Origin of the sequence: Prodigiosinella aquatilis, from assembly GCA_030388725.1 — a bacterium.
GTDB lineage: Bacteria > Pseudomonadota > Gammaproteobacteria > Enterobacterales > Enterobacteriaceae > Prodigiosinella > Prodigiosinella aquatilis.
On sequence record CP128857.1, the window covers coordinates 3,825,810 to 3,850,987 of the forward strand.

22 protein-coding genes and 1 pseudogene are annotated in these 25,178 nt (G+C 53.9%); 12 read left to right on the plus strand and 11 right to left on the minus strand.

Annotated elements, in window-relative coordinates:
- The first annotated feature begins 191 nt into the window (after positions 1-191).
- The 4 genes from fadE to PCO85_17885 all read left to right on the plus strand — a co-directional run bounded on the left by fadE (position 192) and on the right by PCO85_17885 (position 5,402).
- Positions 192-2,639, plus strand: a complete 2,448-nt coding sequence (gene fadE / locus PCO85_17870; GenBank protein WJV53039.1) for an acyl-CoA dehydrogenase FadE — start codon at positions 192-194, stop codon at positions 2,637-2,639.
- 171 nt (positions 2,640-2,810) lie between these two features.
- Positions 2,811-3,161, plus strand: coding sequence for an HNH nuclease YajD (gene yajD / locus PCO85_17875; GenBank protein ID WJV53040.1), 351 nt, complete (start codon positions 2,811-2,813; stop codon positions 3,159-3,161).
- Between the two features lie 328 nt (positions 3,162-3,489).
- Positions 3,490-4,647 (plus strand): pyridoxal phosphate-dependent aminotransferase, encoded by a 1,158-nt coding sequence (locus PCO85_17880; GenBank protein ID WJV53041.1) that lies wholly within the window; start codon positions 3,490-3,492, stop codon positions 4,645-4,647.
- Complete coding sequence (locus tag PCO85_17885) at positions 4,635-5,402, plus strand: amidohydrolase (GenBank protein ID WJV53042.1); 768 nt, start codon at positions 4,635-4,637, stop codon at positions 5,400-5,402. The genes PCO85_17880 and PCO85_17885 overlap by 13 nt, the downstream gene beginning before the upstream one ends.
- Positions 5,403-5,434: 32 nt before the next feature.
- On the opposite strand, the gene hpxK is transcribed toward PCO85_17885, so the two are convergent.
- From hpxK to PCO85_17920, 7 genes are all read right to left on the minus strand, one after another.
- Positions 5,435-6,688 (minus strand): allantoate amidohydrolase, encoded by a 1,254-nt coding sequence (gene hpxK / locus PCO85_17890; GenBank protein ID WJV53043.1) that lies wholly within the window; start codon positions 6,686-6,688, stop codon positions 5,435-5,437.
- A complete protein-coding gene (locus PCO85_17895; GenBank protein WJV53044.1) occupies positions 6,685-7,929 on the minus strand; it encodes an alanine--glyoxylate aminotransferase family protein in 1,245 nt (414 codons plus the stop codon). The genes hpxK and PCO85_17895 overlap by 4 nt, the downstream gene beginning before the upstream one ends.
- Positions 7,930-8,083: 154 nt before the next feature.
- Positions 8,084-8,827 carry an amino acid ABC transporter ATP-binding protein gene (locus PCO85_17900; GenBank protein ID WJV53045.1) on the minus strand — a complete coding sequence of 248 codons (744 nt, stop codon included), beginning with the start codon at positions 8,825-8,827 and terminating at the stop codon, positions 8,084-8,086.
- Complete coding sequence (locus tag PCO85_17905; GenBank protein WJV53046.1) at positions 8,808-9,464, minus strand: amino acid ABC transporter permease; 657 nt, start codon at positions 9,462-9,464, stop codon at positions 8,808-8,810. The genes PCO85_17900 and PCO85_17905 overlap by 20 nt, the downstream gene beginning before the upstream one ends.
- Positions 9,464-10,129: an amino acid ABC transporter permease gene (locus PCO85_17910; GenBank protein ID WJV53047.1), complete on the minus strand. Its 666-nt coding sequence runs from the start codon at positions 10,127-10,129 to the stop codon at positions 9,464-9,466. The genes PCO85_17905 and PCO85_17910 overlap by 1 nt, the downstream gene beginning before the upstream one ends.
- A 9-nt stretch (positions 10,130-10,138) precedes the next feature.
- On the minus strand, positions 10,139-10,930 hold the full coding sequence (locus PCO85_17915) for a transporter substrate-binding domain-containing protein (protein ID WJV53048.1): 792 nt from the start codon (positions 10,928-10,930) through the stop codon (positions 10,139-10,141).
- 379 nt (positions 10,931-11,309) lie between these two features.
- Positions 11,310-12,149 carry a MurR/RpiR family transcriptional regulator gene (locus PCO85_17920; protein ID WJV53049.1) on the minus strand — a complete coding sequence of 280 codons (840 nt, stop codon included), beginning with the start codon at positions 12,147-12,149 and terminating at the stop codon, positions 11,310-11,312.
- Positions 12,150-12,297: 148 nt separating this feature from the next.
- On the opposite strand from PCO85_17920, the gene PCO85_17925 reads away from it, so the two are divergent.
- The 4 genes from PCO85_17925 to hpxZ are packed head-to-tail and all read left to right on the plus strand — an operon-like array spanning position 12,298 to position 15,908.
- Entirely contained in the window at positions 12,298-13,884 is a 1,587-nt protein-coding gene (locus PCO85_17925) for a gamma-glutamyltransferase family protein (GenBank protein WJV53050.1), read from the plus strand.
- A gap of 30 nt (positions 13,885-13,914) precedes the next feature.
- Entirely contained in the window at positions 13,915-14,112 is a 198-nt protein-coding gene (hpxX, locus tag PCO85_17930) for an oxalurate catabolism protein HpxX (protein ID WJV53051.1), read from the plus strand.
- Complete coding sequence (locus tag PCO85_17935) at positions 14,109-15,509, plus strand: AtzE family amidohydrolase (protein ID WJV53052.1); 1,401 nt, start codon at positions 14,109-14,111, stop codon at positions 15,507-15,509. The genes hpxX and PCO85_17935 overlap by 4 nt, the downstream gene beginning before the upstream one ends.
- 15 nt (positions 15,510-15,524) lie before the next feature.
- A complete protein-coding gene (hpxZ, locus tag PCO85_17940; protein ID WJV53053.1) occupies positions 15,525-15,908 on the plus strand; it encodes an oxalurate catabolism protein HpxZ in 384 nt (127 codons plus the stop codon).
- Positions 15,909-15,992: 84 nt separating this feature from the next.
- On the opposite strand, the gene puuE is transcribed toward hpxZ, so the two are convergent.
- The 3 genes from puuE to PCO85_17955 are packed head-to-tail and all read right to left on the minus strand — an operon-like array spanning position 15,993 to position 18,430.
- Positions 15,993-16,949 carry an allantoinase PuuE gene (gene puuE / locus PCO85_17945; GenBank protein WJV53054.1) on the minus strand — a complete coding sequence of 319 codons (957 nt, stop codon included), beginning with the start codon at positions 16,947-16,949 and terminating at the stop codon, positions 15,993-15,995.
- A gap of 24 nt (positions 16,950-16,973) precedes the next feature.
- Entirely contained in the window at positions 16,974-17,711 is a 738-nt protein-coding gene (locus tag PCO85_17950; protein ID WJV53055.1) for an aspartate/glutamate racemase family protein, read from the minus strand.
- Positions 17,708-18,430, minus strand: coding sequence for a GntR family transcriptional regulator (locus tag PCO85_17955; protein ID WJV53056.1), 723 nt, complete (start codon positions 18,428-18,430; stop codon positions 17,708-17,710). The genes PCO85_17950 and PCO85_17955 overlap by 4 nt, the downstream gene beginning before the upstream one ends.
- A gap of 153 nt (positions 18,431-18,583) precedes the next feature.
- Between PCO85_17955 and PCO85_17960 the strand changes: the two genes are divergently transcribed.
- The gene (locus PCO85_17960) at positions 18,584-20,068 is read left to right on the plus strand and encodes an NCS1 family nucleobase:cation symporter-1 (protein ID WJV53057.1); all 1,485 of its coding nucleotides are present in this window, start codon (positions 18,584-18,586) and stop codon (positions 20,066-20,068) included.
- 205 nt (positions 20,069-20,273) lie between these two features.
- Here PCO85_17960 and PCO85_17965 read toward each other — a convergent pair whose 3' ends face one another.
- Positions 20,274-21,044, minus strand: a complete 771-nt coding sequence (locus PCO85_17965) for a helix-turn-helix transcriptional regulator (protein WJV53058.1) — start codon at positions 21,042-21,044, stop codon at positions 20,274-20,276.
- 92 nt (positions 21,045-21,136) lie between these two features.
- Between PCO85_17965 and PCO85_17970 the strand changes: the two genes are divergently transcribed.
- From PCO85_17970 to PCO85_17980, 3 genes and pseudogenes are all read left to right on the plus strand, one after another.
- Complete coding sequence (locus PCO85_17970; protein ID WJV53059.1) at positions 21,137-21,904, plus strand: class I SAM-dependent methyltransferase; 768 nt, start codon at positions 21,137-21,139, stop codon at positions 21,902-21,904.
- Positions 21,905-22,142: 238 nt separating this feature from the next.
- A pseudogene (atzF, locus tag PCO85_17975) lies at positions 22,143-23,944 on the plus strand (allophanate hydrolase).
- Between the two features lie 80 nt (positions 23,945-24,024).
- Positions 24,025-24,765 (plus strand): GntR family transcriptional regulator, encoded by a 741-nt coding sequence (locus tag PCO85_17980; protein WJV53060.1) that lies wholly within the window; start codon positions 24,025-24,027, stop codon positions 24,763-24,765.
- Positions 24,766-25,178: the final 413 nt, after the last annotated feature.

The window sequence follows — 25,178 nt, forward strand, 5'->3', positions numbered from 1 at the left end:
GAAGCAGACAATTGCCAATTGCTGGCATTCCACATCAGGTGTGGAATGCCGGTAAGTTGTTTGTGAGTCACATTGTAATTGCGGTGTAAACAGATTGATAAAAATAACAAAATAAACTAAAACCAAAGAGAGACTAGGGCAGGTCAGACCTCTTGATCTTCTGATCAACGACACCATCTGGAGACGCCACTATGATCGCCGTCAGTATTCTACTTCTACTTATTCTTGTCAGCGTGCTGTTTTACCACCGGTTAGCACTATGGCTGGGCTGCACACTGATATTAGCCTATTTTGCCGGCATGGCAGCGCTGAATATATGGTCTGTCTGGTTGCTGATCCCAGTAGTTATTCTGATGTTACCGTTCACGCTGCCCCCACTGCGCCGAAAACTGTTTTCAGCTCCCGCGCTGCGCTGGTTTAAACAGATCATGCCCCCCATGTCGAAAACCGAAAAAGAAGCCATTAATGCCGGGACAACCTGGTGGGAAGGCGATCTGTTTCAAGGTTCACCTGACTGGAAAAAACTGCATGCTTACCCACGTCCTGAGCTCACACCGGAAGAACAGGCATTCCTGAATGGCCCGGTAGAAGAAGCTTGCCGTATGGCCAATGACTTTGAAATTACTCATGAACGGGCCGATCTACCGCCAGAATTGTGGGCATATCTAAAACAGCACCGTTTCTTCGCCATGATCATCAAAAAAAAGTATGGCGGGCTGGAATTTTCCGCTTATGCACAAGCCCAGGTGCTGCAAAAGCTGTCCGGCATTTCCGGTATTCTGGCTATCATTGTCGGAGTACCTAACTCACTGGGTCCAGGAGAACTACTACAGCATTACGGTACCGATAAGCAGCAGGATTATTACCTACCCCGTCTGGCACGTGGCGAGGAGATCCCCTGTTTTGCTCTTACCAGCCCGGAAGCGGGTTCCGACGCCAGTGCTATCCCGGATGTCGGCGTGGTCTGTTATGGCCAATGGCAAGGCGAACAGATTCTGGGCATGCGTCTAACCTGGAACAAGCGCTATATCACGTTGGCACCAGTAGCCTCGGTATTGGGTCTGGCGTTTAAACTGTACGACCCGGATCATTTGCTGGGGGATGTGGATGACGTAGGGATTACCTGTGCCCTGATTCCCACCAACACGCCAGGAGTAAATATTGGCCGTCGCCATTTTCCGATGAACATTCCGTTCCAGAATGGCCCGACCCAGGGTGACAATGTTTTTGTACCGCTGGATTACATCATCGGCGGGCCACCGATGGCGGGTCAAGGCTGGCGTATGTTAATGGAGTGTCTGTCTGTCGGGCGCGGTATCACATTGCCTTCCAACGCGACCGGTACTCTAAAGACCGTTGCACTGGCGGTAGGGGCTTATGCCCATATCCGACGCCAGTTCAAAGTGCCAATCGGTAAGATGGAAGGAATTGAAGAGCCGCTGGCGCGCATCGCCGGTAATGCCTATATGTTAGATGCCGCCGCCACGTTGATCACCAGCGGCATTATGCAGGGTGCCAAACCCGCCGTGTTATCCGCGATTGTGAAATATCATTGTACCCACCGTGCTCAGCGTTCAGTGATAGACGCGATGGACATCACTGGTGGTAAAGGCATCTGTCTGGGTCCATCCAACTTTGTGGCCCGCCATTATCAGGGGTCACCGATTGCCATTACGGTAGAGGGCGCCAACATCCTGACCCGCAGTATGATCATCTTTGGTCAAGGCGCCATCCGCTGCCATCCTTTTGTGTTGCAAGAGATGACGGCGGCACAGGATAACGACCTGAAGAACTTCGATCGGGCGCTGTTTGGTCATCTCGGTCATGTGGGCAGCAATAAAATCCGCAGTCTGTGGCTGGGCCTGACCGATGGACGCTCCAGTCGCGCCCCCGTCAACGATGTCACTCGCCGCTACTACCAGAAACTGAACCGGCTCAGTGCCAATATGGCGCTGCTGGCGGACGTTTCCATGGCCGTATTGGGTGGTAGTCTGAAACGTCGCGAACGCATATCAGCACGATTGGGCGATATTCTCAGCCAGCTTTATCTGGCTTCGGCCACACTGAAACGCTATGACGAAGAGGGGCGCCAGCCCGCTGACCTTCCACTGGTACACTGGGGGGTACAGGATTGCCTTTATCAGGCGGAACACGCCATGAACGAGCTGCTGCGTAACTTTCCAAATCGCCTGGTGGCGAGTGTGTTGCGGGTGTTCATTTTCCCGCTCGGCCATACCTGCCCGGCACCGTTAGATCGTCTGGATCATCAGTTGGCCAAAATCCTGCAAACACCGTCAGCAACACGCTCCCGTCTGGGACGGGGCCAGTACCTGACGCCCAGCGAGCATAATCCAGCCGGGCTGCTGGAATCAGCATTGCAGGATATTCTGGCTGCAGAACCAATTCATCAGCGCCTGTCCCAGGCAGCAGGCCATAGTCTGCCCTTTATGCGGCTGGATAAGCTGGCAGAACAAGGGCTGATTGAAGGTACACTATCAGAGGAAGAAGCCGAGATTCTCAACCGTGCGGAAGTCAGCCGTCTGCGTTCCATCAACGTCGATGATTTTGCTCCGGACGCGCTGGCCAGCCAGAAACCGGCATCAACCCTGCATGATCCGTCCAGAGCAGAAATGGCCTGAATCGGCACATGATCAGAATAACCGTTGTATTCTGATGCGTTTACCACCGTCGCCAGTGAGGGAGCAATCCCTCTTTCCCTTGCTTCACCTGCGACGAATGGTATTTCCATTTTTCATCCACAGAAAAAGCGCTAAGATAGCGCTATTCTGGTTTTTTATGACGATACTCTTATGGCCTATATCCCCAAGAATTATACAAAGCTGGAAAGCGGCTACCGTGAAAAAGCGCTGAAGCTGTTCCCGTGGGTATGCGGGCGCTGCTCACGTGAGTTTGTTTACTCCAATCTGCGTGAATTAACCGTGCACCATATCGATCACGATCACAGCAATAACCCGGAAGATGGCAGTAACTGGGAGTTACTCTGTCTGTATTGCCACGATAATGAACACTCCAAATATACTGATGCGCACCTGTATGGTTCAACGGTTATTGCTGGTGATGATCCTCAGAAAGACATTGGCGTCGCTACCCATAACCCGTTCGCCGATCTGAAAGCCATGCTGGATAAAGGCAAGAAATAGATGACGACTCGCTCTGGCGCGCCCGCGCCAGTCTCGCCGGATCAGACTGACTGCATTCGCCTTTCTGTCCGATCCAGTGACAAGCTGCCACTCATTCAATAAGCTGCTGATTAACGCTCATAACGGATCTTGTCTCGCTGGGTTTGCCAATGCCTTATCCGCAGATCCCTGGTCTGTTTAGCGTCTTTGGTTAAGGCTTGGTTGACCATGAAATTTAGCCATTTAAACGTCCAAACGTCTTGATTGCCAAATGCCGGCATCGTGCTATAGTGACGACGATAACAAACTTGAGTGACAAGCATCCGGTTTGCAGGAGTCCTTTTCAGCCATGAGCGCCGCATTAATTCCCGAAAGTAAACTACCCTCCCTTGGCACGACGATTTTTACCCAGATGAGCGCCCTGGCGCAGCAACATCAGGCGATTAACCTGTCACAGGGATTCCCGGATTTTGATGGTCCGGATTATCTGAAACAGCGTCTGGCCCACCATGTCAGTCAGGGAGCCAATCAGTACGCGCCAATGACCGGTGTTGCCCCATTACGCCAGGCCATTGCGGAAAAAACCGCCGCATTGTATGGCTGGCAGCCGGATGCCGACCACGAAGTCACGGTGACGGCAGGCGCGACAGAAGCGCTGTTTGCGGCTATTAGTGCGCTGGTACGTCCGGGTGATGAAGTGATTTGCTTTGATCCCAGCTACGACAGTTATGCGCCAGCCGTAACACTGGCTGGCGGCGTGCTAAAACGTCTGGCTTTGCAGCCCCCCACGTTCAAGGTGGACTGGACGCAGTTTGCACAGTTGTTAAGTGATCATACCCGAATGGTCATCCTCAATACGCCGCATAATCCCTCCGCCACCGTGTGGCAGCGGGATGATTTCCAACAACTATGGCAGGCCATTGCCGTGCGGGAAATCTATGTATTGAGTGATGAAGTCTATGAGCACATCTGTTTTGCCCGCGAAGGACACGCCAGCGTGCTGGCACATCCGCAACTACGTCAGCGGGCAATTGCGGTATCCTCATTCGGTAAAACCTTTCACATGACAGGCTGGAAAATCGGTTATTGCGTCGCGCCTGCGGCTCTGAGCGCCGAAGTGCGCAAGGTTCACCAGTACCTGACATTCTCCGTCAATACGCCGGCACAGTTGGCGATTGCCGACATGCTGCAACAACAACCACAGCACTGGCGCAATCTGCCGGATTTTTACCGTGACCGCCGCGACCATTTCATCAACGCGCTTGCGGCCAGTCGTTTTGAAATTTTGCCTTGTGAAGGCACCTATTTCCTGCTGGCAGACTATCGCGCTATTTCCTATCAGGACGATGTCAGCTTCTGCCGTTGGCTAACCGAGCATGTTGGCGTAGCCGCCATTCCTCTGTCGGTATTCTGTGCCAAATCGTTCCCTCACACGTTGATTAGGCTATGCTTTGCTAAACAGGAAATGACATTGGATATTGCCGCGGAGCGCTTATGTCAACTTTAAAAATCACACTATTACAACAGCCCCTGGCCTGGATGGACGGTGCCGCCAACCTTCACCATTTTGACACGCTGCTAGGAGAGATCACCGGGCGCGACCTGATCATTCTCCCGGAGATGTTTACCACCGGTTTCGCGATGGAAGCGGCGCAAAGCAGTCTGGAGCAGACAGCGGTAGAAAGCTGGCTACTACAGTGGGCACAACACAATAACGCCATGATCGGCGGTAGTGTGGCGGTGAATACGATAAAGGGTGCGGTGAACCGTTTTTTGCTGGCTGACCCGAATGGCAAGGTCTATCAGTACGATAAACGCCACCTGTTCCGTATGGCGAACGAAGATCAGCATTATCATGCCGGTCGGGATCGGGAAATTATTGAATGGCGCGGCTGGCGCATCATGCCGCTGATTTGCTATGACCTGCGCTTTCCGGTCTGGTCGCGCAACCATCAGGATTATGATCTGGCGCTGTATGTGGCCAACTGGCCAGCGCCACGCGCATCTCATTGGAAAACGTTGCTGGCCGCGCGTGCAATTGAGAATCAGGCTTATATTGCCGGTTGTAATCGCGTCGGTAGCGATGAAAATGGTCACAATTATCAGGGCGATAGTCTGGTTATCGATGCATTAGGCAATATACTGGCTTCCGCACCGGAAAATCAGCCCGCCCGTATTGACGCCGAGCTGTCGCTGGAAGCACTTCAAAGCTACCGCGAAGCCTTCCCAGCCTGGCGCGATGCCGACAAGTTCAGTTTGTAAACACTCCAGATCGCATCAACCCTAATATTCATTTATCGATAACTGAGTACCGTTTGCAGCAACGCCTGTAACGCCAGCGCCACATCCCCCATCATAACGGACTCATCCGGATGATGGCTGATCCCACCCCGACAGCGCACAAACAGCATCCCCACCGGCCAACGTTCGGCAATCGCAATGGCATCATGCCCGGCGCCACTCGGCAACAGCAGAGTCGTACCCTGCACTTGCTCCACCGCCGCAGATAGACGCTGTTGTAATTGTGCGTCACAGCCCGTGGCCGCGATGCGGTAATACTCGTCTGAGGTAAAATCGCAGCCGCGCAGATGGGCGATATCATGGGCCAGTATCAGCAACCGCTGTAACAGCGCATCCAGCGCGTTATCTTCCGGGCCACGAATATCCAGTGTCAGCCGCACTTCACCAGGGATCACATTGGCCGCTCCCGGTAGACATTGCAGCGTACCAAAGGTCGCCACCAGATAAGGATCACTGGCTTTGGTGATCTGCTCAGCCTGCGCCATCCAGACGGCGGCGGCGGCCAGAGCGTCCTGACGCTGCGACATCGGCACCGTTCCCGCATGCCCCGCTTGTCCGATAAACGTACAGTTTAACCGTCGGGCACCATTAATCGCGGTCACAACGCCCAATGCCAGCCCGGCCTGTTCCAGACATGGGCCTTGTTCGATATGCAACTCCAGATAGGCAATGATGTCTCTCGCCGGACGCGCTGCCTGCGCGATAGCGTCAGCATCCAGCCCTGATGACTGTAGTGCCTGCGCCACCGTAATACCTTCCGCGTCCGGACGCGACAGCCAGCCATCCGGCCAGGTTCCGGTCAACCCCCGACTGCCGAGCAGTGTGATACCGAAACGCGTACCTTCTTCATCACCAAACCCGACAATTTCCAGCGCCACCGGCAACCGGATCTCACGTTGGTACAAATAGCGCACGGTTTCAATGGCCGTCAGCACACCGAGCATACCGTCGTAGCGTCCAGCATTGCGCACCGTATCCAGATGTGATCCCAGCAACAATGCTGGGGCATCGGGCACGACGCCTTCATAACGGCCGCAGATATTGCCTACGCTGTCCTGCCAGACCCGCATACCTGCATCACGCATCCACTCACCCACTTGCTGATTAGCGCGCAGATGCTCCGGCGACAGGTAGACACGGGTCAGTTGCCCGGCGGTTTCGCTGATTTCCGCCAACGCATCACAGCGGGACATCACCTGCTGCGCGGCAACCTGAGCGTCGGTAACTGTCATCAGCACCGCACTCATGCGCGGCCCTCGTGGCCGGTGTAGACATCCCAGGCGGCCTGCAACGCCGCGCCCTGAACCGTGCTGAAACCCAGCCGGTTCAATACCGCTTCCAGCGCGGTCAACGTCTGCATCACACAATCCTTGCGGGCGTTGTAACCCATAGTACCGATGCGCCAAATCTTACCCTGTAACGGCCCAAATGACGTGCCGATCTCAATGGCAAAATCCTCTAGCAGCAGCTTGCGCACCTGCTCACCATGAATGCCAGCGGGGATCACCACGCCGAGTACATTACTCATTTTGTGGCGAATATCGCCATAAGGTGCCAACCCCATGCCCTGAATACCCGCCAGCAGCGCATTACCATGTAATTCATGGCGATCGATACACGCCTGCAAGCCCTCTTCCAGAATAACGCGGGCGCATTCACGGGCCGCGAACAGCATGCTGGTGGCTTCGGTATGGTGATTGAGACGTTCCGGCCCCCAATAATCCATGATCATGCCGAGGTCAAAATAGTTGGAATAGATCATCTCATCGTCACCGTCCTGATGCGATGCGGTACGGATCCCCTGTTCGACGCATTTACGCTGACGGATCACGGCTTCCATCCGCGAACTAAGGGTGACCGGCGCACTGCCGGATGGTCCGCCCAGACACTTCTGCAATCCGGCGGAAACAGCATCCAATCCCCAGGCGTCGGTTTCCAGCGGGTTACCGCCGAACGACGCCGTGGCATCGGTATAGAACAGAACATCGTGGCGACGGCAAATCGCCCCTAATTCCATCAGCGGTTGCAGCATCGTCGTGGAGGTATCACCCTGAACCGTCAGCAGCAGGCGTGGTTTCACCCGTTTAATCGCATCTTCAATCTGATCCGGCGTAAACACTTCACCCCACGCCGCCTCAATGGTATGCACCTCGGCGCGGCAACGACGAGCAATCTCACACAGCAGATGACCAAATCGGCCAAAGACCGGTACCAGCACCCGGTCACCCGGTCGGATGGCTGAAATCAGAGCCGCTTCAATCCCCGAACGAGAAGTCCCGTCCACCAGCATGGTCCAACGGTTTTCGGTACGGAACAGTTGGCGATACAGCACCATGACCTGATTCATGTATTCCGTCATCGCCGGATCGTACTGCCCCACCAACTGACTGGCCATCGCCCGCAGCACACGCGGATCGGCATTGATTGGCCCCGGTCCCATCAACAAACGGTGTGGCGGATTGATCTGCGCAAACAGGTCATTACTCATTGTGATTAACTCCTGATGTCGTTTAATTCATTGAAACAGCCATGTCGGATGACCTATCTCCGTCACTCCTGCGTGAGGCTGGTATCTATCCCCAACACGGTACTCAACTTGCGGGTAGTTCCTCGCCTTTCGGGGATGACGATAGTATCCTCACCTAGGCCTCCTTCAGTCCCCGAACGGAAGCGATAAACTGCTTAAGCTCAGCGGTTTGTGGGCGGGCAAACAATTCATGTCCCTTACCCTGTTCCCATACTGTGCCCTGATGCATAAACACCACCCGGTCGCCTATTTCACGGGCAAAGTTCATTTCATGCGTGACCAGAATCAGCGTCATGCCTTCGGCAGCCAGTTGCTCCAGCACTTTCAGCACTTCCCCTACCAGTTCCGGGTCCAGCGCCGAGGTAATCTCATCGCACAACAACACTTTCGGATTCATTGCCAACGCCCGGGCAATCGCCACCCGCTGCTGCTGACCGCCGGAGAGGTTGCCGGGGTAATAATCCATCCGGTCGCCCAGACCAACTTTATTCAACATCTGTGCGCCCAGCTCACGGCATTCCGCCGCGTTTTTACCCAATACCAGACGCGGCGCCAGCATGACATTTTCCAACGCGCTCATATGTGGGAACAGATTAAAATTCTGGAAGATCATGCCAACCGAACGGCTGATGTCCCGCGCCTGGGACTCCCGATCCGTGATGGTCATTCCACCCAGCTTGATACTGCCTTCCTGATAGCCTTCCAACCCGTTGATGCAACGCAGTAACGTACTTTTCCCGGAACCGCTGCGGCCAATGATGAAAACGACCTCCCCTATGTCAATATCCAGATCCACACCTTTCAACACGTGGTTCTGACCATAATATTTATGAACCTGATTAATGGTGATGAGCGGCATTGAATTTCCTCTCCAGATAATGGCTGTAATAAGACAAGGGGTAACACATCAGGAAGTATCCCAACGCTACCAGACCAAATACTTCAAACGGTTGATAAGTCACGTTATTCAGCATGGTTCCGGCTTTGGTCAATTCGACAAAACCGATGATGGATGCCAACGCGGTTCCTTTGATGACCTGTACCGAAAAGCCAACTGTCGGCGCAATGGCGATACGCATCGCCTGTGGTGCCACGACCCGGCTCAGCGTCTGCCAAAAGGTCAGCCCCAGGCAGCGAGAAGCTTCCCACTGCCCTTTCGGCAGCGCCTGCACGCTGGCATACCAGATATCCACCAGAAACGCGCTGGTGAACAGCGTCAGCGCCAGTGCCGCGGCCACCCACGGGCTGACGTTAATGCCAAACAATCCCAGACCGAAAAAAGCCAGAAACAGTTGCATCAGCAACGGTGTTCCCTGGAACAGCTCGGTATACAGTCGAATCAGACGCAACGGCCATACACGTTTAGTCAAACGCAACAACAACAGTGGGAGTGTCACCAGCACACCACCCAAAAAAGCGGTCAGCGATAACAGTAATGTCCAGCGTGCGGCCAACAACAGATTGCGCACGATGTCCCAGTCAGTAAATGTCGCCATCAGGCCGGACTCCTCAAAAAACGTCTCCCGACCAGCAACAGCAACTGACGCATCAGTATTGACAGCGCCAAATAGATAAGCGTGGTCACCGAATACACTTCAAAACTGAGAAAGGTTCGAGACTGAATCAAACTGGCGGCGAAGGTCAGCTCTTCATAAGACACCTGGGACACCACCGATGAACCCAGCATAACGATGATGCACTGACTGACCAGCGCCGGATAAATACGTTGCAGAGCGGGCGGCAGAATCACCCGCAGAAAGGTCTGGGTACGGCTCAGACCCAATACCCGCGCCGCTTCCCACTGACCTTTCGGTGTGACCTGGATACCTGCGCGGATAATTTCCGTACTGTAAGCACCCAGATTGATTAACATCGCCAACAGCGCGGCCTGTCCGGCATTGAGCTTAAGCCCCAATCCCGGCAGTCCAAACACGATAAAAAACAGTTGCACCACAAACGGCGTATTACGGATCACTTCGACGTAAACACCCCACAGACGGCTGGCAATATTGGGCTTGCCACTGCGTAACGCCGCACCACAGATACCGATGGCGATCCCACCTACGGTTGCCATGGCCGTCAGCTCAATCGTGACCCACAGTCCAGCCAGCAATTCCGGCCAGTATGGCCACAGCGCAGCAAAATTAAGCTGATAGGTCATGGCTCCTCCTTACGCGCCCAGATTGGCTGGTAGCGGTGCCTTCATCCACTTTTCTGACAGGCTGTTCAGGGTGTGATCTTTTATCGCTTTCTCAATCAAGCTGTTCACTTTGGCTTTCAACGCCGGTTCCTCTTTTCTCATACCGATAAAGCAAGGCGAGTCTTTCAGCATGAATTTCGCTACCGGTGCCTTAGTGGGGTTTTTCTCGGCAATGGCGGCGATAACCAGATTACCGGTTGCCACGTATTCCACCTGCCCGGACAGATAGGCCGACAATGTAGTGTTATTGTCTTCGTAACGTTTTATCGTCGCCGTCTTGGGCGCGATATTACTCAATACCATGTCTTCCACTGCGCCACGGGTAACACCGATACTTTTGCCCTGCAAAGTGGCCGGTGAACTGACATCGCCGGTTTTCGGGCCGAAGACACCCAGGAAGAACGGCGCATAAGCCCGGCTAAAATCGATGACTTTTTCCCGTTCGGCATTTTTACCCAGACTGGAGATCACCAGATCTACCTTATTGGTTTGCAGATACGGGATACGATTAGCACTGCTTACCGGCACCAATTGCAACTTTAGTTTCATTTCTTTGGCCAGATAACGGGCAACATCAATATCGTAGCCTTGTGGTTGCAGATCGGTTCCCACAGAGCCAAACGGCGGGAAATCCTGCGGTATTGCTACACGCAGTACGCCATGTTGTTCGATATCCTTTAACTGGTCAGCCATTACGCTGCCTGCCTGGGCCATCAACAGTGCTGCGCCTACTATTGCTAAAAAACGTTTTTTGATGCTCATCGCGTTTGCCCCTGGTTACGGTAGTATGAAACAAAAGATTCTCAAAAATAAATTACTGAAACTATCGTTACAATGAAAAGCAATATGTGTGCCAGATATAAAACAGAGAGAAAGCGCATAGCGGCAGTGTGCTCCGCCAAAACGTGGAATGACCATGAAATAATAGCAGAAATTGCTATAACATCATGTTTTAACGGACATGGGCATATGTGAAGATTCAGTGTATCAACCATCTGACATAACCTATCTTCAGGCGATATCGCTGATACCAGCTGGAGATAAACTGGCTAAGGCACGCACAGTAACGGAGCACAAAACGGGGAAATAATTGCACCACAATAAAACAACTGCACCAAAATGACCCATCATTGCGGTGATCTTATCGCTGTTCCAGTTCGTCCAGTCGCTGGTAAAGATCCGCGATCTGGTGAATATGCTGGCGACCATCACGCAACATGTCGTGCAGTAATGCATTGCTGATCAAATTCGCCAGACTCATGGCGGAGGCATAGCTGTCAAAGGCTGACACACTGTCCAACGGTGCACACAACGTCCAGTTGGCAAAGGGCTGCAACGTATGGGCCTGGGGTTCGCACAACAGTAATACCGGCACCCGGTTATCCTGCAACTGCTTGAGTAATGGCTGAATCAAGCGTGGACGCCGCCGAAACGCGACAACAATCACCACATCCTGCGCATTCAGGTCCACCAACTCTTCAGAGAGCGTTTGTCCCGGTTGGGTAAGTAACAGCACCTGCGGGCGGATTTGTAACAGTTGCTGGCGTAGATGCAGCGCCACCGGATAGCTGTTACGCAACCCGATAATACAAACGCGCTGTGCCTGCTGTAATGCGGCAATCACGGTGCCAAACGACACTGGATCAATCTGGTTCACCCATTGCGTCAGGTTCGCCATCTCTTGCTTGTAATGGCGTGCCAGCAATGTATTGCCCTGTACCGCATCACGGTTATCCGTTAACGGCATACCGCTTTGGCGCAAAGTCCGCAGTTCATCGCGCATCTCCCGGTAGCTGGGATACCCCAGACGGCGGAATAACCGGCTGACGGTCGCTTTCGAAACACCGCTCAACCGCGCCAGCTCCGCGCTGTTATAGCTAATAAGGTCATCGAAATGATCAAAAATAAACGCGGCTACCCGTTGTTCCTGCGGGGAGAGTTCACTGTACTGACTGCGCAACCGCTCATCAATCTGCTTCATGCTTGCCTCTGTAACTTTCGTTTCAGCCGTATCATCTTGTTGCACCATACCATAAAGCGTCGCTTATACGGCAAGTGGAAAAAGATGGAACGGGTTTTGCTTTACCCCGAACACCCTACAACCACAACGCTCCGTGAGATTAGAAAAAATGATGCAAAGTAATATTGCCCCATCGGGGATGGCGGTAACACCACATCACCTGGCGAGCACCACCGCGCAAACCATTCTGCGGGAAGGTGGTAACGCCATTGAAGCAATGGTGGCCGCCGCTGCGGCTATCGCGGTGGTATATCCGCATATGAACAGTCTGGGTGGCGACGGCTTCTGGCTGATTGTGCCGCCAGAAGGCGAGCCTATCGCCATTGATGCCAGCGGAAGCGCTGGTTCACTGGCTAACCGGGCGCTGTATGCCGGTGAAACGCATATTCCTCACCGAGGCCCGAAAGCAGCGCTGACTGTGGCGGGGACGATTGGCGGTTGGCAGGAAGCATTGGCCTGTTCAGCTGAAATGGGCGGCAAACCGTTGCCGTTGTCACACTTGCTGGCCGATGCTATTCGTTATGCCAGTGAGGGAATTCCTGTCACCCAGTCGCAGGAAGACGCATTGACCAGTCGTTATCATGAACTCAACGATTTCCCGGCGTTTTGTCAGATGTTTCTACCCGAGGGAACGATCCCTCGCACCGGTAGCCGCTTTATTCAGTCCGATCTGGCCCACACCCTGACTCAACTGGCCGAAGACGGGCTGGACAGTTTTTACCGTGGTGCTCTGGCGCACCGTATGGCGCAGCAAATGGCACAACTGGGCATGCCCATTACCGCTGATGATCTGGCCGGCTATCGCGCCCGTCGTACCACACCATTACGGTTGGCACACAGCCGGGGAGAAATTTTCAACCTCGCGCCCCCGACGCAAGGGCTGGTTTCCCTGGCGATCCTCGGTATTACTGACCGTCTGGCAATAGCAGATCAAAGTGACAGCCAGACCGTGCACCGTATTGTGGAAGCCACCAAGCTGGCATTCGGTCTGCGTGACCGTTTTATTACCGATCCACGCTACATCACTCAGGATATTCAAAGCCTGCTGGAAAGCCACCATCTCAATACGCTGAGCCAGCGAGTCAATACCCGTGCCGCTGCACCGTGGGGTGAAGGAAAAGGTCCTGGCGACACGGTATGGATGGGCGTCTGTGATCGTAACGGGCTGGCGGTGTCTTTTATCCAGAGCATTTATCACGAATTTGGCAGTGGCGTAGTGCTGCCGGGAACGGGCGTGTTATGGCAGAACCGCGGTGCGTCTTTCAGTCTTGATCCCAATCATCTGCTGGCGCTGGAACCGGGCAAGCAACCATTCCATACCCTGAATCCCGCCGCCGCTCGTCTGTCAGACGGCCGTACGATGGTTTACGGTTCAATGGGTGGCGACGGTCAGCCACAAACACAGGCCGCGCTGTTTATCCGCCATATCGTGCAGGGTTTACCGCTGCAACAGGCAATTACCGCCCCGCGCTGGCTGCTCGGCCGCACCTGGGGTCAATCCACCGATACCCTCAAGCTGGAAGACCGCTTTACTCCCGCGACAGTGGACGCACTGCGCACACTGGGGCATGACGTGGAACTACTTCCCGGTTTCAGTGAAACCGTTGGTCACGCTGGCGCCATTGTGCGTCACGTTAACGGCATGCTGGAAGGCGCATTTGATCCCCGGAGCAACGGCAGTGCCGCTGGCTTTTAATCGCATCATCCTCAGGAGGCCAACCGAATCATGAGCACTCAACATATTGATAACGCAGTACTTTGTACTTATCTGCAACAGATGGAAACACTGCTGATGTTAACGTTGGATGACGCCCGTCGCCAGGAATTACAACGCCAGTTCAGCCGTATTGCGGCGATGGCACAGCCGCTGATGGACTATCCCCTTGATGGCCGGCAGGAAGTTGCCGGAGTGTATCAACCATGAATCATCCCGGTCAGTTATCCATTCGCCAGTTGCGTGAACTGCTGGCCCGCGGTGAGCTGTCGGCTCAGGAAATTGCCCGACAGACACTGGCGAACATTGAATACGATAATCCAACGCTTAATGCCTACACTCACATTACCTACCAACGCATACTGGACGAAGCAGATCGTCTCGACCAGCAACGGCGTCAGGGGGATCCATTGCCGCCGTTGGCTGGCGTGCCCTATGCAGTGAAAAACCTGTTTGATATCGCGGGTGAAACCACACTGGCGGGTGCCAAATTGTTCAGCCGACGCCCGCCCGCCACACAAGATGCGTTTGCCGTGCGCCAACTTGCCGGACAGGGCGCGCTGCTTTCCGGCTTGCTCAATATGGATGCCTACGCCTACGGTTTTACCACCGAAAACAGCCACTACGGTGCAACCCACAATCCGCATGATGTGACGCGCATCGCGGGGGGATCATCCGGCGGCTCGGCAGCAGCAGTGGCAGCCGGGCTGGTCAATTTTTCCCTCGGCAGCGACACCAATGGCTCCATCCGCGTCCCGGCGTCACTGTGTGGTATCTTTGGGCTCAAACCCACGTTCGGCCGGCTCTCCCGCAGCGGTACACAACCGTTTGTCGCCAGTCTGGACCACATCGGTCCGCTGGCGCGCAGTACCGAAGACCTGGCTCAAGTGTTTGACGTACTGCAAGGTACTGATGCCGCGGATCGTTTTCAGGCATCACAATCATCACTAAGCACCTACGAACAGCTGTCCGCAGACCAACCGCTGCGTTGCAAGGTGCTGGGCGGTTATTTTGCCGACTGGTGTGACGATCACGCTAAAACCGCAGTACAGCAGGTGGCGCATGCGCTCAATGCGGCAGATGAGGTGACGCTGGCGCAAGCCGCTCTGGCACGTACCGCCGCGTTTATCCTCTCCGCCAGTGAGGGGGGTAATCAGTACCTTCCGGCGCTACGCGCCACGCCAGACCTGTTCGAACCGCTGTCACGGGAACGACTGCTGGCCGGCGCAATGCTTCCGGCGGTCTGGTATGTGCAAGCGCAGCGTTTTCGCGATCACTTCCGCCAGCAGGTGCTGCCGTTGTTTGAGCATACCGATGTACTGATTGCCCCGGCCACACCCTGCCCGGCGACACGCATCGGTCAGGAAACCATGCATATCAACGGCGAGGATCTACCCATCCGCGCCAGCATGGGCATGCTCACACAACCGATATCCTTTCTCGGTCTGCCCGTCGTCACCGTACCGCTGGCGACCACTTACGGTCTGCCCATCGGCGTACAGCTAATTGCCGCACCCTGGCGGGAAGATATAGTGCTACGGGCGGCATGGCGGTTGGAACAACAAGGTATTGCACGAGTGTTACCCCCAGCGTTTAAATCATCATAAACACGGAATATCAGCATGAAGTTGAATGACATCAATCTCCCCGACGTACTGATGGACGTCACCACTGCCTTTTATCGCTACGAAAAGGCCCTCACCGGCAATGATGTTGAGGTGCTGGATGAACTGTTCTGGCACGATGCTCGCACTGTACGTTATGGCGCATCCGAGAATCTATACGGTATTGAACAGATTCGCGATTTTCGCGCCACACGTCCATCAACAGGGCTGGACCGACAATTACAGAATACGGTAATCACCACCTATGGTCAGGATATGGCCGTCGCCAGTACGGAGTTCCGCCGGGCAGGAACAGAGAAGATTGGCCGTCAGATGCAGACCTGGATCAGAACCGAACAAGGCTGGCGCATTGTAGCGGCACATGTGAGTGTGATGGCGTGACAGAAGGATAACCGGGAAATACACAGGGTGAGATTCACGTCGCAACATCTCACCCTTTGCATCCACCCACAACACATCCTGCAATCAGCCCTGATACGGGTGCTGGTCACGCCAGTGCTCGGCAATATCCTGACGACGACAGATCCACACCCGATCATGCTGCTGGATGTAATCGAGGAAACGCTGCAACGCCCGGAAGCGACCCGGTCGTCCCAACAGACGGCAGTGCATACCAATCGATAGCATTTTTGGCGCTTCTTCACCTTCGGCATACAACACATCAAAGCTGTCTTTCAGATAGGTAAAGAACTGGTCGCCGCTGTTAAAGCCCTGTGGAGAGGCAAAACGCATATCGTTGGTTTCCAGTGTATAAGGCACAATCAAGTGCGGCAGAGTCTCACCATCGGCGCGAGTCACCGGCATCCAGAACGGCAGATCATCGCCATAGTAATCACTGTCATACAGAAAACCACCCTGCTCGACCACCAGTTGACGGGTATTGGGGCTGTCGCGCCCGGTGTACCAGCCTAGCGGCGGCTGGCCAAATAGCGCAGTCAGCACTTCCACCGCCTGCCGCATATGCTGACGTTCAATGTCAATATCCATATCCTGATAGTGGATCCAGCGCCAACCGTGGCTTACCACATCGTAACCGGCAGATGTGATCGCCTCGACCACTGCCGGATTACGCACCAGCGCCATTGCCACGCCAAAAATGGTGAGTGGCAGTCCACGGCGCTGAAACTCCTGATGAATACGCCAGAAACCGGCTCGGGGGCCATATTCATATAACGAATCCATCGACATATGCCGCGCCGGATAACTGGCCGCACCAATGATATCGGAAAGAAACTGTTCAGACCCAGCATCACCATGCAACACATTATTTTCCGCACCTTCCTCGTAGTTCAGCACGAACTGCACCGCAATCCGCGCCTGTCCCGGCCAGTTGGCATGGGGCGGCTTACCGGCATAACCGATTAAATCCCGTGGATAATGGTCATCAAATCCCTCAGTCATCCACGTTGGTGATGTCTTCATTACGCTATTCCTCTATTTGCTGCGTTACTGTAACTGGCTGAATATGCCCGTCAGCGGTTTAGCGAGCGGATAATCAAGATCACCCCGTTTGCTGGTAGTCAGTCCCAGCGCCGCAAGTGACTCAAGCAACTTGATGGCGGCACTGACGCCATCGATCACCGGCATCCCCAGTTCCTGCGTCAGCTCCACGGCCAGATCGGCCATACCACCACAGCCCAGCACAATGGCGCCGGATCCATCTTGATGCATAGATTGTATACAAAGCTCTCGCACCCTTTGCTGCGCCAGACCCTGACCGTCTTCCAGCGCCAGAACCGGCAGATCGATGGCATGCAGTGCCGCGCAATGGTGTTCAAAACCGTAACGCTGTAATAAATGGCGGGCAATAATCAGCGTGCGCGGCAGCGTAGTGACGATGGAAAAACGCGTTGCCACCAGCGTTGCCATATGCATGGCCGCTTCTGCAATACCTATCACCGGGGCACTGGCCAGTTCCCGCGCAGCCAGCAAGCCCGGATCACCAAAACAGGCAATAACATGGCCATCAACGCCCTGTGCTTTTCCCTGTTTGATTTGTTCCAGCACCCCAATGGCCGCAATGGCTTCATCAAAGTGGCCCTCAATGGAAGGCGCCCCCTGCGAAGGACAGACCGCAATAATTTCGGTACCCATTGCAGCCACTCGCCGCGCCGCCGCGCCGATGGTTTCAGTCATCGCCAGGCTGGTGTTGGGGTTAATCACTTGAATGACACACGCATTCATGCCTTTTTCTCCCCGACATTGCCAAACAGACGGGCGAAATCCGGCACGTTTTCACTATCTTGATCAAAACGCAGGCTGGCAACGATATCGCTGAAATGCTGCTGCATCTCTACTGACAACGCCGGAACATCCCCTTGTCGCAACAGGTCCAGCAAAGTGTGATGATCATGGCAGCGGCAGCCCTGCTGCCAGGGTGCGCCATAGGCAGCAATCACCAGTGACGAACGCAGGGTAAGTTGCGACACCAAACCCGTCAGCACAGTATTGCCAGAGACCGCTTGCAGTTGAATGTGAAATGCGGCGGAGAGTCGTATGGCTTCCGGTCCATTCTGCGCCTGATGTGCCTGCTGTTCGGATTGCACCAACTTTTCCAGTGCCACCCGATGCGTGGGTTGGCAGTGCGCCACTACCTGTGGCAGGTTGGAACACTCCAGCAGACTGCGGGTCTGAAAGATCTCTCGCGCTTCGTCTACTGTGGGTGTGGCTACCTGTGCACCACGTTTGGGCGTTAACGTGATCATTTGCACTGTCGCAAGACGCTGTAATACTTTTCGAATCCCGGTACGGCTAACGTCAAATACGTCGGCCAGCGCCTCCTCCGGCAATTTCGTTCCTGGCAATAACTGATGCTCAACAATGGCATTCAGTAATGCGTGATAAATAACGTCATCTTTTTGTTGAAAAAACGTATCTCTTTCAAGTCCATAAGTCTGATTCATAGGTTTGTCCCGTCGCCACGTCATCGCTAAATCGTATACATAAAAATGACAAACTGTATACAAAAAATCTCTTTTTGGCCCAATTCCTGCAATATCCCATTACATACATCGAGATCATCTATTTCACGATCGCAGTCAACAGGAGCAGATTTCATGCCAGAAAATAATACGTTAGCCAATGACGCCCAGGCACATTACAGCCCCAGATTGTGTAATGAAGATCTGGCCCCGACGCGCGTCCAAAGCTGGTCCTGGTACAACATTTTTTCGTTCTGGATGTCGGATGTACACAGCATGGGAGGTTATGTGGTGGCCGCCAGCTTCTTCACGTTGGGTCTGGCCAGTTGGCAGGTTCTGTTATGCCTGCTGATAGGTATTTGTATCGTACAACTGTGCGCCAATCTGGTAGCCAAACCCAGCCAGATGAGCGGCGTACCTTATGCGGTAGTTTGCCGTCAGGCTTTTGGCGTGTTTGGCGCCAACATCCCGGCGGTTATTCGAGGTCTGATCGCCTTCGCCTGGTATGGCATTCAAACCTATCTGGCTGCCAACGCCTTGATGCTGGTGCTACTGAAGTTCTATCCGACCCTCACGCCACTAACGCAGAATCACTGGCTTGGCTTGTCGGCTCTGGGCTGGATCTGTTTTGGCATCATGTGGTTCCTGCAGGCAATGGTGTTCTGGCACGGCATGAGCGCTATCAAGCGCTTTATTGATGTCGCCGGTCCGGCGGTCTACATAGTGATGCTATCGCTGGCTGGTTGGATTATCTACAAAACCGGTCTGGAAAATATCTCTTTTACTCTCGCCAGCAAAACCCTCACTACCGGAGAACAGACATGGCAAATGATCACCGCGACCGCGCTGGTCGTCTCTTACTTCTCCGGTCCATTGCTGAACTTCGGCGATTTTGCCCGCTATGGCAAAAACATGCAGGAAATCCGACGCGGTAACCGCTGGGGTTTACCGTTTAACTTCTTGCTGTTTTCCATCGTTACCGTGGTGATTGTCTCCGGCACCCAGTCGCTGTTCGGACAGATGATTACCGACCCGATTGAAACGGTTAGTCGTGTAGGCAGTAGCGTAGCGGTAGCACTCGGCCTGCTGACCATGATCGTGGCGACCATCGGCATTAATATCGTAGCAAACTTTGTTTCCCCGGCGTTTGATTTTTCCAACTGTTCACCGCAACGCATCAGCTTCCGTACCGGCGGTATGATCGCCGCCGTGGGTTCCGTCCTGCTGACACCATGGAACCTGTTTCAGTCACCGGAACTGATTCACTACACGCTGGATGTACTCGGCGCCTTTATCGGCCCACTGTTTGGCATTCTGCTGGCAGACTTTTACCTGATTAAAGGCGCCAAGATCCATGTGGATGATCTGTTCGACGCTACGCCGACCGGTCGTTATTGGTATCGCAACGGCTTTAATCCCAATGCGGTTCTGGCGCTGATCCCGGCGGTCGCTATCGGTTTGATCATCAGCTTCATCCCGGCCTGGCATGCCGTAGCTAATTTCAGTTGGTTCATCGGCACATTTCTGGGTGCCAGTTGCTATCGTTACCTGGCGCGTCATGAACACGCGGTAAAAACCAGCGCCACCACAATGCGTGGGTTGTTATTGCGCAAGGACTGATATTCAGCGGCACGAATAAAAACCACGGGGGAGTTCCATAAAAAACGACGACTCCCCCGCAATGCTTGCCCATCAAGAAACCAGGATACCCGCGCCAACCACCACGTTCGCCTCCTTCTGGAGGCCCGATATGATAATCACCCTACGCAGGATTAAGTGAAACATTACGACACCACTTTTCAGGTTGAGAATGGACCGGGCAGATTCAGCCTTGTGCCAAACATACCAACTTGATGGTTTGCTGAGCAGCAACCAGTAACGTTGTTTGCTGAAAATGCAGGATCCCCTGTTCAGGGTGGCAGAAGCTGCGTTCCCCACCTTCACGATACAGAACATCCTGATTTTGCCAATGCTCGGCAAACCGCTGGCTTTGCCCCAACAAATCATCCACCAACGCCTGCATTTGGGCATCACCAGGACGACGATTAAAATCGGCACGAAACTCAGCGACCAGTCGCTGCGCCCGTTCCTGCCAGTCGACAATCAGCGATTGTGCAGTTGGGACAAGAAACACATAGCGCAACAGGTTACGCGTCTCCGCCGTTTCATCCAGCCAGCCGATAAATAGCTCGGCAGCAGCAGGATTCCAGGCCCGAGCAGTCCAGGCATGGTCGAGCAGATAAGCGGGGGCGGATACCATGGAGGGTAAATGGAGTAATGCGTCCGATAGCGCCTCTGCGGTTTCCGGTTCAGATTGCCGGTCACGCTTGCCCGCCAGATCAAACAACGAAGCACGTTCGGCCGCATTCAATTGCAAGGCGTCAGCCAACCGGGAAAGCGCCGGAACCGAAGCATCGACATGCCGACCTTGTTCCAGCCAGGTAATCCATGTCACGCCCAGCCCTGCGGCATCGGCAAGCTCTTCCCGCCGCCATCCCGGCGTGCGACGACGCCCGGCCTTGTCTGGTGGTGAAAGCCGCTCACGATGGGCACGAATAAACGCCCCCAGAATACGCCGCGTATCAGAAACCGTCATAGTGCAATTTATACCAGGATAAGTGCTTGCCTTGTTGTCGTTAATCATTCAACTGAGAATCAGGGCTTCTCCAACTCTTCAGGACATCAACGATGAAAACTGAAAGCCATAATGCCATTATTACCCGCCAGTACGCCACACAAGCCACGGCGTATTTAAACAGTACGGTACATGCCCAGGGAGATGATCTGGATCTGATGGCACAACGTCTCGGCCAGCGTCCCGATGCCACCATCCTGGATCTGGGATGCGGCGGCGGACATGTGTCGTTCCGACTGGCACCACGGGTACACCGCGTCGTCGCTTGTGATCTCGCTCAATCCATGTTGGATACCGTTGCACAGGAAGCCGCTAAACGTAATCTGCTCAATATTGTGACCAAACAGGGTGCCGCCGAATCATTATCCTGCCCGTCGGAATCTTTTGATGTGGTTGCTACTCGTTACAGCGCCCACCACTGGCGGCACATTGCGCTCGGCATTGAACAAATGGCGCGCACCCTGAAACCCGGTGGCATGGGTATGTTTATGGATGTCGTCTCCCCCGGCGATTCGTTACTGGATACCTGGTTGCAAAGTATCGAATTGCTGCGCGATCCTTCACATGTACGCAACGCTTCCCTACAGGAGTGGCAGCAATTATTGGCGGCGGCGGGACTAGCGGTACGCGAGGTAAAAACGTTTCGTCTGCGTCTGGAGTTTTCATCCTGGGTGGAACGCATGAAGACGCCCACTGACCATATTGTCGCCATCCGTTCATTACAGCAACGTGCGGGAGCCGAGGTCACTGAATACTTTGAGATTGTCAGTGATGGGAGTTTCACCGTAGACACAGCGCTTATCATTGCAACAAAAGCCTGACCTGACGAGCATCGCTCGATCCCATTGATATTCTTCTCCCCCTTCTAACGCTGTCAGCCCCGCTGGTAGCGTTATCCATTTGCTTCATTTTGGTTCTGGTTCTGCGCTACCTCAGTGCATAAGAACTATGTCTTTACTTTATAAGTCACTAATAAATCATATAAAACAATAAATTAAAAATATGGCACGGCGTTTGTATGAATGGACTCAATCTTGTGTACTAGATGGAATTCATCTTATGACTTTAAGGAATAGCGTTACCGGTTTTACCCTGTGCCAGTGGCAACAGCATTATCAACAACAGCCACTGTCAGTAGCCGATACCCTGTTACAACTACGACATGATCTATCACTGGAAGACAACGCCTGGATCTATCTCGCCAGTGAAACCCAGTTACAGGAGCAGATTGATCAGTTGACGCAGCAGCAAAATGCTTCGGCATTACCACTGTATGGCATCCCGTTTGCGGTAAAAGACAATATTGATGTTGCAGGCTGGCCGACAACCGCTGCCTGCCCGGCTTTTAGCTACAGCGCCAAACAGGATGCTGCCGTTGTCGCCCGCCTAAAAGCGGCCGGCGCTATCGTGATAGGTAAAACCAATCTGGACCAGTTCGCTACCGGATTGGTAGGAACCCGCTCTCCACACGGTGCCGTGCACAACAGCATCAACTCGAAGTATGTCAGCGGAGGTTCCAGCTCCGGTTCCGCGTCAGTCGTGGCCCGTGGTATCGTTCCGTTTTCACTGGGCACCGATACCGCAGGTTCAGGCCGGGTTCCTGCCGGATTTAACAATATCGTTGGTCTGAAACCCACCAAAGGCTGGCTATCCACCCACGGCGTAGTGCCAGCCTGCCGTCTCAACGACTGCGTGTCGGTATTCGCATTGACGGTTGCCGATGCCAAAATGGTGGCAGAGCTGGCCGCTGGCTATGATACGCAGGATGCCTACTCCCGCCCGCACCCAAACACCACCCCGGCCGCCTTTTCACCCCAGTTGCGTTTTGCCATACCGAAAGTGTTGGAGTTTTGTGGCGACACACTGGCAGAACAGGCATTCCGACATACGCTAACCCAACTGCACGCTATGGGGGCAACACTGGAGCCCATCGATTTTTCTATTTTTAATCAATTAGCTCGTCAACTGTATGAAGGGCCATGGGTGGCGGAGCGGACGGTTGCCGTGGGATCACTGCTCACGGATAACCCACAGGCGCTGGATCCGGTGGTCCGCGGTATTATCGAAAATGGCATGGATTACAGCGCCTGTGATGTCTTCAATGCGGAGTATCTGCGGGCAGAACTGGCACGCCAGATCAACGATGTTTTGGCGCCGTTCGACGCACTGGTGGTTCCGACCACCCCAACCATCCGCACTATTGACGAAATGGCACAGGAACCGGTGCAATATAACGCCCAGTTTGGTCTCTACACCAACTTTACCAATCTGGCGGATTTGTGTGCGCTGGCGCTACCTGCCGCCTTCCGGGCCGATGGGTTGCCCGCCGGAATCACGCTGATTGCCCCGGCCTGGCACGATGCGGCGCTGTCCGCTTTCGGTCAACATTGGCAAGCGATGAACCCGCTGCCGTTAGGCGCCACCGGAATAACATTCAGTCCCCACTCACCCGTCGCCACCCCATCATCCCGCCATGTGCGCATCGCCGTAGTGGGTGCGCATCTCACCGGTATGCCGCTGAATTTCCAGTTACTGACCCGCCAAGCCGTGTTGGTGGAACAGACCACCACCAGCGACGATTACCGCTTATATGCATTGGCGAATACCCAGCCACCGAAACCCGGATTGGTAAAACCACCGCTGGTCGCCCGATTGTGGTTGAACTGTGGGACATCCCATTGGCGCGTTTTGGCGAGTTTGTGGCCGAGATCCCGGCACCACTCGGTATTGGCACGCTGACACTGGCGGATGATCGGCAGGTGAAAGGGTTTATCTGTGAACCCGCCGCGTTGAACGATGCACGGGATATTACCGAGTTTGGTGGCTGGCGCGCTTATCTCGCCAGTTTAGCCCAATCATAAGGCGTCTTTTACCAAGGTTTACCACCAGATCAATTGTCAACTGTGGTGAAATATCTGCCAGGTAATAAAGGAACCAGACGATGCAATTTTCCCCTTTTGGCGCGGATAAAACCCGCCAAAAAAGCAGACCAACAGTGCTGGCGGAGCAAATCTACCAGCAACTGAAGCAGGATATTTTTGATTTTCGACTGTTACCTGGCGATCGCTTCACAGAAAGCGAACTGGCGCAGCGAATGTCCGTCAGCCGCACACCGGTACGTCAGGCGTTGTTCCGGCTGGAAACCGAAGGCTACGTGGATGTCTATTTTCGCAGTGGCTGGCAGGTTCGTCCGTTTGATTTTGCCTATTTTGAAGATTTGTACGACCTTCGCACCGTGCTGGAACGGGAAGCGATACGCCGTCTGTGTGAGCTGCCCTCTGGCCTCTGCGCTAAAAAACTCCGGTTTCTGAAGCAGTTCTGGATCGACGAACCGCCGCTTACTGATAGTGATGCCGTTTCCAGCCATGATGAAGAGTTTCACATGGTGTTGGTCGCCACCACCGGGAACCACGAAATGGCGCGGGTACACCGGGATGTGACGGAAAAAATCCGTATTATCCGTCGTCTGGACTTTACCAAGCAGGCACGTATCGTCGCCACCTATCAGGAACACTCCGCCATCCTGCTGGCCATTTTTCAGCAGCACACCGTCGACGCTCAACACATTCTCAGCAAACATATTGCCAGCAGCAAGGCTGAAGTTCGCAATATCACGCTACACCTTTTACAACAGGCGAGACGCCAGACACCGTCCACAGTACCGAACGGAGACGCTGATTAACCCACTAACCACATTATGTTCATCTATATTGTCACTGCGCATTGAGGGGGCACCTGCCGCGTCGTTTAATCAAAGCATTTGCTCTACACGCCTGATCGAGATTGGATTCCGTCAGAACGCCAAAACTGCGGGTACCACCAATATTGGGATAACGCATTCCTTATTCTGGCACCATGGCCACTTCAGTAATACCACTCAATAATGTGGCATTGATAACCATTGATAAAATGAGTACCGGACAAAATGATGACACTCATATCTAGTGTGCCCATGGGATGATATGGAGTATGGAATAGGGTTGATCTTTAGCATTCAAAACCGGTGAAACGGGTAAATATTCCTGTTGAATTATGTGAATTACTTCTCGAATTTATAAGCATTTATCTTTGCAACAAAGAGCAGTATCAAAGCGC